The organism is Citrobacter sp. R4, from assembly GCF_026719175.1.
Lineage (GTDB): Bacteria > Pseudomonadota > Gammaproteobacteria > Enterobacterales > Enterobacteriaceae > Citrobacter_A > Citrobacter_A sedlakii.
On sequence record NZ_JAPPSU010000009.1, the window covers coordinates 13,635 to 27,310 of the forward strand.

14 protein-coding genes are annotated in these 13,676 nt (G+C 55.2%); 9 read left to right on the plus strand and 5 right to left on the minus strand.

Annotation, left to right across the window (positions count from 1 at the left end):
* Positions 1–38: 38 nt before the first annotated feature.
* The gene (gene pepE / locus OOJ60_RS17415) at positions 39–728 is read right to left on the minus strand and encodes a dipeptidase PepE (protein ID WP_060570435.1); all 690 of its coding nucleotides are present in this window, start codon (positions 726–728) and stop codon (positions 39–41) included.
* 119 nt (positions 729–847) lie between these two features.
* Positions 848–1,372, minus strand: a complete 525-nt coding sequence (locus OOJ60_RS17420) for a lipocalin family protein (RefSeq protein ID WP_060570433.1) — start codon at positions 1,370–1,372, stop codon at positions 848–850.
* A gap of 187 nt (positions 1,373–1,559) precedes the next feature.
* On the opposite strand from OOJ60_RS17420, the gene OOJ60_RS17425 reads away from it, so the two are divergent.
* Positions 1,560–2,519, plus strand: coding sequence for a YbgA family protein (locus OOJ60_RS17425; protein ID WP_200036013.1), 960 nt, complete (start codon positions 1,560–1,562; stop codon positions 2,517–2,519).
* A 158-nt stretch (positions 2,520–2,677) separates the two neighbouring features.
* Positions 2,678–3,553: a 23S rRNA pseudouridine(2604) synthase RluF gene (gene rluF, locus OOJ60_RS17430; protein ID WP_042291291.1), complete on the plus strand. Its 876-nt coding sequence runs from the start codon at positions 2,678–2,680 to the stop codon at positions 3,551–3,553.
* Here the strand turns inward: rluF and OOJ60_RS17435 are convergent.
* From OOJ60_RS17435 to lysC, 3 genes are all read right to left on the minus strand, one after another.
* Positions 3,550–3,822, minus strand: a complete 273-nt coding sequence (locus OOJ60_RS17435; RefSeq protein WP_042291290.1) for a DUF3811 domain-containing protein — start codon at positions 3,820–3,822, stop codon at positions 3,550–3,552. The genes rluF and OOJ60_RS17435 overlap by 4 nt on opposite strands.
* Positions 3,823–3,957: 135 nt before the next feature.
* Entirely contained in the window at positions 3,958–4,884 is a 927-nt protein-coding gene (gene panS, locus OOJ60_RS17440) for a ketopantoate/pantoate/pantothenate transporter PanS (protein WP_205612937.1), read from the minus strand.
* Positions 4,885–5,079: 195 nt separating this feature from the next.
* Positions 5,080–6,429, minus strand: a complete 1,350-nt coding sequence (lysC, locus tag OOJ60_RS17445; protein WP_060570429.1) for a lysine-sensitive aspartokinase 3 — start codon at positions 6,427–6,429, stop codon at positions 5,080–5,082.
* Between the two features lie 314 nt (positions 6,430–6,743).
* On the opposite strand from lysC, the gene pgi reads away from it, so the two are divergent.
* From pgi to OOJ60_RS17480, 7 genes are all read left to right on the plus strand, one after another.
* Positions 6,744–8,390 (plus strand): glucose-6-phosphate isomerase, encoded by a 1,647-nt coding sequence (gene pgi, locus OOJ60_RS17450; protein ID WP_181822191.1) that lies wholly within the window; start codon positions 6,744–6,746, stop codon positions 8,388–8,390.
* A gap of 417 nt (positions 8,391–8,807) precedes the next feature.
* A complete protein-coding gene (gene yjbE / locus OOJ60_RS17455; RefSeq protein ID WP_042291277.1) occupies positions 8,808–9,050 on the plus strand; it encodes an exopolysaccharide production protein YjbE in 243 nt (80 codons plus the stop codon).
* Between the two features lie 113 nt (positions 9,051–9,163).
* The gene (locus tag OOJ60_RS17460) at positions 9,164–9,802 is read left to right on the plus strand and encodes a YjbF family lipoprotein (protein ID WP_042291275.1); all 639 of its coding nucleotides are present in this window, start codon (positions 9,164–9,166) and stop codon (positions 9,800–9,802) included.
* Entirely contained in the window at positions 9,799–10,536 is a 738-nt protein-coding gene (locus OOJ60_RS17465; protein WP_042291268.1) for a capsule biosynthesis GfcC family protein, read from the plus strand. The genes OOJ60_RS17460 and OOJ60_RS17465 overlap by 4 nt, the downstream gene beginning before the upstream one ends.
* Positions 10,536–12,632, plus strand: coding sequence for a YjbH domain-containing protein (locus OOJ60_RS17470; RefSeq protein ID WP_205612938.1), 2,097 nt, complete (start codon positions 10,536–10,538; stop codon positions 12,630–12,632). The genes OOJ60_RS17465 and OOJ60_RS17470 overlap by 1 nt, the downstream gene beginning before the upstream one ends.
* Before the next feature lie 161 nt (positions 12,633–12,793).
* The gene (gene psiE / locus OOJ60_RS17475; protein ID WP_042291264.1) at positions 12,794–13,204 is read left to right on the plus strand and encodes a phosphate-starvation-inducible protein PsiE; all 411 of its coding nucleotides are present in this window, start codon (positions 12,794–12,796) and stop codon (positions 13,202–13,204) included.
* Between the two features lie 143 nt (positions 13,205–13,347).
* Complete coding sequence (locus tag OOJ60_RS17480) at positions 13,348–13,668, plus strand: PTS lactose/cellobiose transporter subunit IIA (RefSeq protein WP_060570427.1); 321 nt, start codon at positions 13,348–13,350, stop codon at positions 13,666–13,668.
* The last annotated feature ends 8 nt before the right edge of the window (positions 13,669–13,676 follow it).

A 13,676-nucleotide genomic window follows, 5' to 3' on the forward strand; every position in this document is an offset into this window, starting at 1 on the left:
ACGGGCGCAGCGCCATCCGGCATCAAGGGCTAAACCGATTAAAAGCGGTGTCCCGCCTCCAGCGCTACTGCGTCCTCACCGGCTTTAAACACGTAGGTGGTGTTCGGGCCGCCGAGCACCGCCTGACCGTTACTCACCTTAATCCAGTTACCTTCCGGCAGGCCGATGACCGTCAGTTCCGGCGCAACCACCAGTAGTTCGCGAATACGCTGCTCGCGGGTTTCGCCCTTATGCCCCTCCGGCAGCGCGTTGGTGAAGTGCGGGTTAATCTGGAGTGGGAACAGGCCCAGCGCGTCAAAGCCCTGCGGATCGACAATCGGCATATCGTTGGTGGTGCGAATGGTCGGGCAGGCGAGATTGGAACCTGCGCTCCAGCCGATATACAGCGCGCCGCGTTTCACCACGTCAACAATCGGGGCCAGCAGCCCGCGCTCACGGCTCTCTTTCAGCAACTGGAAGGTATTGCCGCCGCCGACAATCACCACCTCGGCGTTGGCAATAGCGGCAACCGGATCGGCTACCGTATGGATACCCGTTACGTTAACGCCCATCGGCGCGAAGATGGCTGCCGTTTTCTCCGTGTACTCGTCCCAGGTTTGCGTCACGCCTGCGAACGGAATAAACACTGCCGAACGGCGTCCATTTAATTGCTCAGCAATCAGCGGCAACGCGTGCTCCATCCAGCCCTTACCCGGCAGCGTCGAGTTACTCAATAAAAGCAGTTCCATCATTTCTCCCTGTAATCACAAAATTAACCGGAGCATATGCTAACACTGCACATTTATCCGCTTACTGACGTGGCTCACGGAGTGAAAAGGACCATGCTGTATTTTGGCCTGAATCGCGGCTAGTGCTTCACCCACACAAGTTGATCGACCCGGAAGCCCAGACTGCGCGCGGTGGCGAGATAATCCTGCTTCACCGCGTCCGGGATAGTGGGCGTGCGCGACAGGATCCACAGATAGCTGCGGTCCGGGCCGCTGACCAGCGCGTGCTGGTAATTATCATCCAGTTTGATCACGTTATAGCCGCCATAGAACGGCCCGAAGAACGAGACTTTCAGCGCGGCCGTGGTTGGCTCACCCGTGAAATAGGCTTTCCCTTCGCTCTCATTCCACGTATTTTTCACCGGGTCGTAACCGCGGTTAAGCACACTAATACCGCCGTCGCTGCGCTTGCCGTAGGTGGCGGTCACCTGCTCAAGCCCCCGCTCAAAGCGGTTTTCCAGGCGGGCGACTTCGTACCATTTGCCCAGATAGCGACTGGCGTCAAAATTCGTAATGGGCTGAACGCCTTTCGGCGGCGTGGGGGATTTACAGGCAACCAGCGTCAACGCAATCGCGACACCGGTTACGACAGGCCATAGCTTCATGAGAACTCCTTTCATCTACGCAGTTGGAAGTAAAGTGTAGTGCAAACGGTTCGCGCTTCATTCAAACCGGCGTGATTGGTAGAAGATTGGGAGTAATCTTTATCCACTGTTATGCGCCTGTTACATAAGAGTATGCCCAGCAGCTAAAATATCATTACGCCTTATGATTCACAGTCAGGAGAAGAGCATGAACGTGCAACCCGTTATTGGTATCAGCGGCTGTTTAACCGGATCGAACGTTCGTTTTGACGGCGGCCACAAGCGTATGGGCTTTGTCATGGATGAACTGGCGCAGTGGGTCACGTTCAAACCGATATGCCCGGAGATGGCGATTGGCCTGCCCGTTCCGCGCCCGGCGCTGCGCCTGGTGCAGACGGCGGCAGGGGACATCCGGATGCGCTTTAGCCATGCGCCGCATGAGGATGTGACGGACAACATGGCGACGTTTACCGACAGCCATCTCTCGCATCTGGGCGATCTGGCCGGCTTTATCGTCTGTGCAAAATCACCCAGTTGTGGCATGGAGCGGGTACGGCTGTACGATGAAAAAGGCAATCGCGGGCGTAAAGAGGGCGTCGGTCTGTTCACCGGCGCCTTAATGGCGAGCTATCCCTGGCTGCCCGTTGAAGAAGATGGCCGTCTGCACGATCCGGTGCTGCGGGAAAATTTCGTTGAGCGGGTATTTGCCCTGCACGAACTCAACGCGTTGCGTGAAACGGGCCTGACGCGACGTGCGCTACTGGACTTCCACAGTCGCTACAAACTCCAGTTGCTGGCGCACCATCAGGCGGGGTATCGCGAGATCGGGCCGTTTGTCGCCTCATTACATGAATGGGACGATCTGGAGGCGTTTTTCGTGGTGTACCGCGAAAAGCTGATGACGATCCTGAAAAAACCGGCCTCGCGGAAAAACCACACCAATGTGCTGATGCATATCCAGGGGTACTTCCGTAACCAACTCAATAGCCGCCAGCGTGGGGAGCTGCGCGACGTCATTCTTAACTATCGCGCCGGTGTGTTGCCGATCCTCGCCCCGTTAACGCTGCTGAAGCACTATCTGGCCGAATACCCGGATCGCTACCTGCTGACGCAAAACTATTTTGATCCCTACCCGCAGGATCTTGCCCTGCGTCTGACGGTAAACTGAGTGAGTGGTGCGCGTGATGGCGGGGCGTAGCAACGTGGTTCTTTTTTATCGCCCCAAAGGTAAGGTATATTTCGCTTTTAATACACACCGGCATCCAGGCTGTATCAAGGCGGCAAGGGAGTAACACCCTGGAGAATGCAGTGTCTACAGGAGAAACTATGCTGCCCGACTCATCCATCCGACTCAATAAATACATCAGCGAAAGCGGGATCTGCTCGCGTCGTGAAGCCGACCGCTTTATCGAACAAGGAAATGTCTTCATTAACGGAAAGCGCGCCACCATCGGCGATCAGGTGATGCCGGGCGACGTGGTGAAGGTCAACGGTCGGCTGATTGAGCCGCGTGAAGCGGAAGATTTGGTGTTTATCGCCCTGAACAAGCCGGTGGGGATCGTCAGCACCACTGAAGACAGCGAGCGTGACAATATCGTTGATTTCGTTAACCACAGTAAACGCGTGTTCCCGATTGGCCGACTGGATAAAGACTCGCAGGGATTGATTTTCCTGACCAACCACGGCGATCTGGTGAACAAAATCCTGCGTGCCGGAAACGATCATGAAAAAGAGTACCTGGTGACGGTCGATAAGCCGATCACCGACGAGTTTATTCGTGGTATGGGCGCGGGCGTGCCGATCCTTGGTACGGTCACCAAAAAGTGTAAGGTAAAAAAAGAAGCGCCATTTGTGTTCCGCATTACCCTGATTCAGGGGCTGAACCGCCAGATCCGCCGGATGTGCGAATACTTCGGTTACGAAGTCACGAAGCTTGAACGTACGCGCATCATGAACGTGGGCCTTGCCGGGCTGCCGCTCGGCGAATGGCGCGACCTGACGGATGACGAACTGATTACGTTGTTTAAGCTGATCGAAAACTCATCGTCTGAAGCGAAACCGAAGGCAAAATCGAAGCCGAAAACCGCGGGGATAAAGCGCCCGGTGGTGAAGATCGAAAAACCGAAAGAAAAAGAGAAAGCGCGCCCGGCGGCAAACGGTAAGCGTTTCACCTCGCCGGGGCGTAAAAAGAAAGGTCGTTAACGTCGGCCGCGCGTTGGCGTATTCGCCGACCAGGAGAACGACGCCGCTGAATCCGGTTTGTAAGCCTGCTTTTTCTTCAACTGGCGGGCTTTTTTAGCTTCTGCTTCGCGCAGGGCCATCAGTTTATCGATGTACTCCTTCTTCACGCTGTTGGTTTCGCTGTTCGTCAGCGGACGACCATGTGCAATGCGCGCGCGATCCAGCAGCGTTTTCAGCTCGCGCTGCTCGCGTTCCGTCATCTCTTTTTGGGTAATGCGGGGGAGTGCCATGCGGGTGTCCTCAATCGGATAGTGCAACCAGTGTACGGCAAAGAGACGATGCTTTGTAGGCCAGATAAAGCGAAGCCGCCAACTGGCCTGTATAACCCAATGGCGCGTAGCTTATCAGGCCTCTGTTTCCGTTAATTATTGATGCTTGTTTTTCCCAATAGGCTTACCGGACCAGTAACCGGCCAGCAGTGAGCCGGAAAGGTTGTGCCAGACCGAGAACAGCGCGCCGGGCAGGGCGGCGAGCGGGCCAAAGTAGATTTTCCCCAGCGCCGCGGCGAGGCCGGAGTTTTGCATGCCCACTTCAATCGCCAGCGTCCGGCAGGTGGATTCATCAAACCCGAACAGGCGTCCGCCCCAGTAGCCGCCGAGCAAACCGAGGGTGTTATGCAGGATCACCGCTATAATCACCACAAAGCCGACCGAGGCAATATGCGAGGCGGAACCGGCCACCACGGCGCTAATGATCGCCAGAATGCAGACCATCGAAAACGCGGGCAAATAGGGCTCTACCGCTTTTACCACGCGGGGAAACAGATGGTGCACCACCAGACCCAGAGCGATCGGGATCACCACTATCTGCAAAATGCTGAGCAGCATGCCCATCACATCCACCTGAATGTGCGCATCAACGTACAGCCGCGTCAGCAACGGCGTCGCCACCACCCCGACCAGCGTCGAGACGGACGAGATGGTGACGGAGAGCGCCACATCACCCTTCGCCAGATAAATCATCACGTTTGAGGCCGTTCCGCTGGCGACGCTGCCCACCAGCACCATACCTGCGGACAGTTCCGGCGGCATCCTGAACGCCAGCGCCAGCACCCAGGCCGCGAGCGGCATCAGCAGATAATGCAGGAAAATCCCGGCAGCCACCGGCGCAGGCCGGGAAAGCACGCGTTTGAAATCGTCAACTTTAAGGTGAACGCCCATGCCGAACATAATCAGCATCAGTAGGGTGGCGATCCACGGACCGACCGGCGTAAAAGTGGTGGGGGTGTAATACGCAATAACAGAGAGCAGCAGCGCCCATAATGGGAACAACCGCGTGAGAGTGGCCAGCATGTTTCATTCCTTGCGATAAGTGTGTTGTGTCGTTATAAACAGGCCGGGATCGAGCCTGGCCATGCTTATTGTTTATCGCGGAAGCGTTTAATATTCAAACAATTTATGTTTGTCGGAAGCATTGTGCGGACGGTAATGAAATAAAAAGGCCCGATGACGCTTGCGCGCATCGGGCCTTCCGGTATAAAAATTCAATCACTCAAACAAATTATGGTGCAGCTTCTGCACAACCTGTTCAGCTTCTGCGCCCGGCACCAGGAAGCACAGGTTATGGCTGGATGCCCCGTAGCAGATCATACGGATGTTAAACGGTTCCAGCACGCCAAACACCTCTTTGCCGACGCCGCAGGCTTTCGACAGATCGTTGCCAATCAGGGCCACCAGCGCCAGACCTTCTTCGACTTCCACCCGACACAGCGCGGACAGTTCCATCAACAGTGATTGCGTCAGCAGCGTATCGCCGGTCGAGGTTGAACCGGTAGTGTCGAGGGTCAGCGCCACGCTGACTTCCGACGTGGTAATCAGATCGACCGAGATATTATGACGCGCGAGAATACCGAACACTTCGGCCAGGAAGCCACGCGAATGCAGCATATTCAGGCTGTGCAGGGTGAGCAGCGTCTGCTTGCGGCGCAGCGCCAACGCGCGGAACAGTGGCGGGTTTTGGGTTTTGTTGCACACCAGCGTACCGCCCGCTCTTGGGTCTTTGCTCGATCCGACAAAAACCGGGATGTCACTGCGTACCGCCGGCAGTAGGGTCGCGGGATGGAGAACTTTTGCGCCAAAGGTGGCCATTTCCGCGGCTTCTTCGAAGGCGATTTCGTCAATGCGTTTTGCCGCCGGCACGACGCGGGGATCGGTGGTGTAAATGCCCGGAACGTCCGTCCAGATATCCACTCGCGTCGCGTTCAGCGCTTCGGCCAGCAGCGCTGCCGTGTAGTCACTACCGCCGCGACCCAGCGTCGTGGTGCGGCCTTTGCTTTCGCTGCCAATAAAGCCCTGGGTGATGATCAGCCCTTCGCTCAGGCGCGGCGCCAGCTGCAACGATGCCAGTTCCGCCAGCGCGGCAACGTCCGGCTCGGCACGACCAAAGCGATCGTTCGTCCGCATGATTTTCCGTACGTCGAACCACTGCGCCTGCACGTTGCGTTCGCGCAGGATCTCAACAAACAGCAGGGTCGACATCAGTTCGCCGTGGCTGACCAGCTCGTCTGTCAGCGCTGCCGAGGTGGCTAATGAGGCGGCTTCCGCCAGCGTGGTGATATTTTCCAGCAGGCGTTCGATCTCTTCACGGATCACGTTCGGGTAACGCAGGCGTTCAAGAATATCGAACTGAATTTGCCGAATGGCGTCGAGTTTTTCAAAACGCGCAGGCGGTTCCAGTCCCTCCGCCAGCGCAACCAACAGATTGGTGATACCCGCCGAAGCGGAAAGCACCACCACGCGCACGTTGGTGTCGGAAAGCACCACGTCGGCGCTACGGTTCATGGCATCAAAATCGGCTACGCTGGTACCGCCAAATTTGGAGACGACTAGCTCTGTCATAACAACCTCGTGTCAGGGAATGAGAAAGCGACCATGGCACAAGGGCAAAACAGAAACCGGTGCAGGCGCAAATGCAAATTTAACTCGCGTATTTATAAATAAAATGAGTGGCCTGGACTGTCAACGCCGGGATTATGCGGATTTTTTATGCTGCGTTTAGGCTCAGTAAAGGTGCTAATAACGTCTATACTTTTGGCTTCTTTTCATTTCGTTTGACCATGGCCAGGGCAACGGCATTAAAACAATCACACTTTTCGGTGACTGGCGTTACAATCGATCCCAGTCACAATTCTCAAATCAGAAGAGTATTGCTCATGAAAAACATCAACCCGACGCAGACTTCTGCCTGGCAGGCACTCCAGAAACACTTTAACGAGATGAAGGACGTTACCATCGCGGATCTGTTCGCGAAGGATAGCGATCGCTTCAGCAAATTCTCCGCAACGTTTGACGATCTGATGCTGGTGGATTTCTCCAAAAACCGCATCACGGAAGAAACGCTGAGCAAACTGCAGGATCTGGCGAAAGAGACCGATCTGGCGGGCGCCATCAAGTCCATGTTCTCCGGCGAGAAAATCAACCGTACTGAAGACCGCGCCGTGTTGCACGTGGCGCTGCGTAACCGTAGCAATACCCCCATTATCGTTGACGGCAAAGATGTGATGCCGGAAGTCAACGCGGTACTCGAGAAGATGAAAACCTTCTCTGAAGCGATCATTTCCGGTCGCTGGAAGGGTTACACCGGCAAAGCGATTACCGACGTGGTGAATATCGGTATTGGCGGCTCCGACCTTGGTCCGTTCATGGTTACCGAAGCGTTGCGTCCGTACAAAAATCACCTGAACATGCACTTCGTTTCCAACGTCGATGGCACCCACATCGCTGAAGTGCTGAAGACAGTGAATCCGGAAACCACTCTGTTCCTGGTCGCCTCCAAAACCTTCACCACTCAGGAGACCATGACCAACGCCCACAGCGCGCGCGACTGGTTCCTGAATACCGCCGGTGACGAAAAGCACGTGGCGAAGCACTTCGCGGCGCTGTCCACCAACGCGAAAGCGGTCGGCGAGTTCGGTATTGATACCGCCAACATGTTTGAATTCTGGGACTGGGTGGGCGGCCGTTACTCTCTGTGGTCAGCGATTGGTCTGTCGATTATCCTCTCTGTGGGCTACGACAATTTTGTTGAGTTGCTCTCCGGCGCGCATGCAATGGACAAGCACTTCTCCACCACCGCGCCAGAGAAAAACCTGCCGGTGCTGCTGGCGCTGATCGGTATCTGGTACAACAACTTCTTTGGCGCAGAAACCGAAGCGATTCTGCCGTACGACCAGTATATGCACCGCTTTGCGGCCTACTTCCAACAGGGCAACATGGAATCCAACGGCAAATACGTTGACCGTAACGGCAATCCGGTGGATTACCAGACGGGTCCCATCATCTGGGGCGAGCCGGGCACTAACGGCCAGCACGCGTTCTACCAGTTGATCCACCAGGGGACTAAGATGGTGCCTTGCGACTTTATCGCCCCGGCGATTACGCACAACCCGCTGTCCGACCACCATCCGAAGCTGCTGTCTAACTTCTTCGCCCAGACCGAAGCGCTGGCGTTTGGTAAATCCCGCGAGGTGGTTGAGCAGGAATACCGCGACCAGGGTAAAGATCCGGCGACGCTTGAGCACGTTGTGCCGTTCAAAGTGTTCGAAGGCAACCGCCCGACCAACTCCATCCTGCTGCGCGAAATCACGCCGTTTAGCCTGGGCGCGCTGATCGCGCTGTATGAGCATAAAATCTTCACTCAGGGCGTGATTCTTAACATCTTCACTTTTGACCAGTGGGGCGTAGAGCTGGGCAAACAGCTGGCTAACCGTATTCTGCCGGAGCTGAATGATGATAAAGAGATCAGCAGCCATGACAGTTCAACCAACGGGTTAATCAACCGCTATAAAGCCTGGCGCTAATCGGCTTTGAAACGCAGCCGTAGCGGCTGCGTTCATGCTGTCATTCCAATGAATTTATCGAACTCATTTTAAGCCGATATTCATATCGGCTTTTTTATAAGATAATTCTGTTTGTCCGTGCTGATGCGCAAATAATGATATTGAGCTTAATCCTAAAATAATGAATACCCCTAAAATCACCCTGAGTTATTTTAGGAAAATACGGAGGGTAAAGGCATACGTATGAAATTTCAACACATTGATTATAAAGCGTAATCATATTTACATTAAAATCAATTGCTCACCAAAAGTCCAATTATCCTAAAACGACTTCGCTATTTAGACCCGCCGCAATCCGCATGCTTTAGTTGTGTATACTCGATCCCGCCCGAAACACTTTTGGGTAAATCTCCATTCATTCAATGAAGGGAAATTGTTATGAAAAAAGTTCTGTATGGCATTTTTGCCATATCTGCGCTTGCGGCGAGCTCTGTCTACGCAGCCCCCGTTCAGGTGGGTGAAGCGGCAGGTTCGGCGGCGACGTCGGTGTCAGCGGGCAGTTCCTCCGCGACCAGCGCCAGCACCGTAAGCTCAGCGGTGGGTGTCGCTCTGGCGGCAACCGGCGGCGGTGACGGTTCTAATACCGGGACCACCACCACCACGACCACCAGTACCCAGTAACACCGGTACGTTTAACCATAACCACACTTCGGTGTGGTTATTTTAGATTTCCGAAAGCCTGTGGGCCTGAAGGCCAGGGTTACGCACCCCTGGCAACCATGCGGAGAAGAGTCGTGAAGCGACCTGGAATCATCTTTATTTGCCTGCTGTTACAGGCATGCTCAGCCACCACCAAAGAACTGGGCAACTCACTGTGGGACAGCATGTTCGGTACGCCTGGCGTCCAACTGACGGACGACGATATCCAGAATATGCCCTATGCCAGTCAGTATATGCAGCTTAACGGCGGACCGCAGCTGTTCGTGGTGCTCGCCTTCGCGGAGAACGGGCAGCAGAAATGGGTGACCCAGGATCAGGCGACTCTCGTGACCCAGCATGGTCGGTTGGTGAAAACGCTGCTCGGCGGCGACAACCTTATTGAGGTCAATAACCTCGCTGAAGACCCGCTAAGAAAGCCCAACCAGATCGTCGACGGCGCCACCTGGATCCGCACGATGGGCTGGACCGAATTCAGGCAGGTTCGCTACGCCACCGCGCGCTCGGTCTTTACGTGGGACGGCAGCGATACGGTGAAGGTAGGCAGTGATGAAACGCCGGTACGTGTGCTGGACGAGGCGGTGACCACCGACCAGGCACGCTGGCATAACCGCTACTGGGTAGACAGCGAAGGGCAGATTCGCCAGTCAGAGCAGTATCTGGGGGCGGACTTCTTCCCGGTGAAAACCACGCTGATCAAGGCGGCAAAATCATGATGAGACGAACGCTTACCGCACTGCTCTTGAGCCTGAGCGCGTCATCGGTTATTGCCGCGGGCACCGTCAAGGTCTTTATGGCAGGGGGCGAGGAAGCCAAAACGCTGACCGGCGCGGAACACCTGATCGATCTGGTCGGCCAGCCGAGGCTGGCGAACAGCTGGTGGCCGGGGGCGGTCATTAGCGAAGAACAGGCTACCGCCACGGCACTGCGTCAACAGCAGGCACTGGTCGCGCGACTGGCGGCGCTGAGCGCGGAAGAGAGCGGTGACGATGCCGCCGCTATCAACACCCTGCGCCAGCAAATTCAGGCGCTGAAGATCACCGGCAGGCAACATATCACGCTCGACCCGGACGTGGTGCGCGTTAGCGAACGCGGTAATCCGCCGCTCCAGGGAAACTACACGCTGTGGGTAGGCGCGCAGCCCACGGAGGTCACTCTGTTCGGCCTGCTGAGCCGTCCCGGAAAACAACCGTTTATGCCCGGACGCGATGTCACCCATTATCTTGACGGACAAAACTTGCTCAGTGGCGCGGATCGCAGCTACGCGTGGGTTGTTTATCCTGATGGACGCAGTCAGAAAGTGCCGGTCGCTTACTGGAATAAACGTCACGTTGAACCGATGCCGGGCAGTATCATTTTTGTAGGGCTTGACGATTCTGTCTGGAGCAGCGAACCGGACGCGCTGAACGCCGACATTCTCCATACCCTGACGCAGCGGATACCCGAATAATGAAAAAAACACATCTGCTCAGCTTACTGGCGCTGGGCATCAGCGCGGCCTGCAACGCCGAAACGTACCCGGCGCCCATTGGCCCCTCTCAGTCTGACTTTGGCGGCGTAGGATTATTACAAACCCCGACCGCGCGCATGGCGCGTGAGGGTGAGCTGAGTCTCAACTATCGTGATAACGATCAGTACCGTTACTACTCGGCTTCCGTACAGCCTTTCCCCTGGCTGGAAACCACACTGCGTTATACCGACGTGCGAACCCGACAATACAGTAGCGTAGAGTCTTTTTCCGGCGATCAAACCTATAAAGATAAAGCCTTTGATCTGAAGCTGCGACTTTGGGAAGAAAGCTACTGGATGCCGCAGGTGGCGGTGGGCGCGCGGGATATCGGGGGGACCGGCCTGTTTGACGCCGAATACATCGTGGCGAGCAAGGCCTGGGGTCCGTTTGATTTTTCACTTGGGCTCGGCTGGGGTTATCTGGGGACCAGCGGCAACGTCACAAACCCGCTGTGTTCCTACAGCGACAAATATTGTTACCGCGATAATAGTTATAAGCAGGCGGGATCCATTGACGGTAGCCAGATGTTCCACGGCCCGGCCTCGCTGTTTGGCGGCGTTGAATACCAGACACCCTGGCAGCCGCTACGTCTGAAGCTGGAATATGAAGGGAATAATTACCAGCAGGACTTCGCGGGCAAGCTGGAACAGAAAAGCAAGTTTAACGTCGGCGCCATTTATCGCGTCACCGATTGGGCCGACGTTAACCTCAGCTATGAGCGCGGCAACACCTTTATGTTTGGCGTCACGCTGCGTACAAACTTCAACGATTTGCGTCCCTCTTACAGCGATAACGCCCGACCGAAATACCAACCGCAGCCCCAGGACGCGATCCTGCAACACTCGGTGGTAGCGAACCAGCTTACGCTGCTGAAATACAATGCCGGACTGGCGGATCCGAAGATTCAGGTGAAGGGGGATACCTTGTATGTCACCGGCGAGCAGGTGAAATACCGCGACTCGCGTGAAGGGATCGAACGTGCGAACCGGATCGTGATGAACGATCTGCCAGAGGGGATCCGCACGATCCGCGTAACCGAAAACCGGCTTAACCTGCCGCAGGTGACCACCGAGACGGACGTCTCCAGCCTGAAACGTCATCTTGAAGGGGAACCGCTGGGACACGAAACGCCGCTGGCGCAAAAACGCCTTGAGCCTGTGGTTCCCGAAAGTACCGAGCAGGGCTGGTATATCGACAAGTCGCGCTTTGCTTTCCACATCGATCCGGTGCTGAACCAGTCCGTGGGCGGGCCGGAAAACTTCTACATGTACCAGTTGGGCGTCATGGCGACGGCCGATCTATGGGTCACCGACCATCTGTTGACCACCGGTAGCCTGTTTGGCAACCTTGCCAACAACTATGACAAGTTTAACTACACTAATCCGCCAAATGACTCGAAGCTGCCGCGTGTGCGTACCCGGGTGCGTGAATATGTGCAGAACGACGCTTACGTCAATAACCTACAGGCCAATTACTTCCAGTATTTCGGCAACGGCTTCTACGGCCAGGTCTATGGTGGTTATCTGGAAACCATGTACGGCGGCGCGGGGGCAGAGGTTCTTTACCGTCCGGTAGACAGCAACTGGGCCTTTGGTCTCGACGCGAATTACGTGAAACAGCGTGACTGGCGCAGCGCGAAAGAGATGATGAAATTCACCGACTACAGCGTTAAGACCGGGCATTTGACCGCCTACTGGACGCCGTCATTTGCGCAGGATGTGCTGGTGAAAGCGAGTGTCGGTCAGTATCTGGCGGGCGATAAGGGCGGAACGCTGGATATTTCCAAACGCTTCGACAGCGGCGTGGTGGTGGGCGGTTACGCCACCATCACAAACGTGTCGCCGGACGAATACGGCGAAGGGGACTTCACCAAAGGGGTGTATGTCTCGATTCCGCTGGATCTCTTCTCCGCCGGCCCGACCCGCAGCCGGGCGGCGGTTGGCTGGACGCCGCTGACGCGTGACGGTGGCCAGCAACTGGGACGTAAATTCCAGCTGTACGACATGACCAGCGACCGGAGCGTGAATTTCCGTTAATGCTGTTAGCCGGGCGGCACAGCGCTTGCCCGGCTAACGTTTTTGTCGCTCCGCTAACCGCAGCGCTATCGGATGAATAAGCAAACATAAACAAAAAATATAGATCACCGTCACATTTTTGCGTTATACAGGAACCTCGCCACTGAGAAAGAGGTGCCGTTATGACGTCATTATCTCGTCCACGCGCGGAGTTTATCTCCACCGTGCTTCAGACTGTTCTGAACCTGGGCCTGCTGAGTCTGGGGCTGATCCTCGTTGTCTTCCTCGGAAAAGAGACGCTGCATCTCGCGGATGTCTTGTTTGCGCCTGAGCAAACCAGCAAATATGAGCTGGTGGAAGGGCTGGTGGTCTATTTTCTCTATTTCGAATTTATCGCTCTGATTGTTAAGTACTTTCAGTCCGGCTTTCACTTTCCACTACGTTATTTTGTGTATATCGGGATCACTGCGATAGTGCGGCTGATCATCGTCGATCATACCTCTCCACTGGATGTGCTGATCTACTCGGCGGCGATCCTGCTGTTGGTGATCACGCTATGGTTATGTAATTCGAAACGGCTTAAGCGGGAATGACGCTTCAGGCAGTGTTTAAAATGTGATCTATATAGATTTAATTTAAAACTATATAGTTTTAAATGCTTTTCCATGAAACCTGAGGGCGGTGAGGGATCTCACCAGAGGTGGATGTCGTCATTCACATTTCATGGAGAGTGCATATGTTTAGCGAAACAGGCTATGAAGAGACCGTGATGGGCCTGATTGTTAATGCCGGGCAGTGTAAAAGCTGCGCATTTAAGGCGTTACAGGAGGCCCGAAAAGGCAATTTTTCTGAATCAGCGAAGCAAATGGCCGCGTCTGAACAAGCCGCGAAAGAAGCCCACGCCTTACAAACCCGACTAATTGAATATGATGAAGGAGAAGGGAAAGTACCGGTTCATTTAATTATGGTCCATGCACAGGACCATTTAATGACGGCCATGCTCGCCCGGGAACTTATTCAGGAAATGATCGCGCTGAATTTCCCCGCTCCGCGTTAATCCTCTTT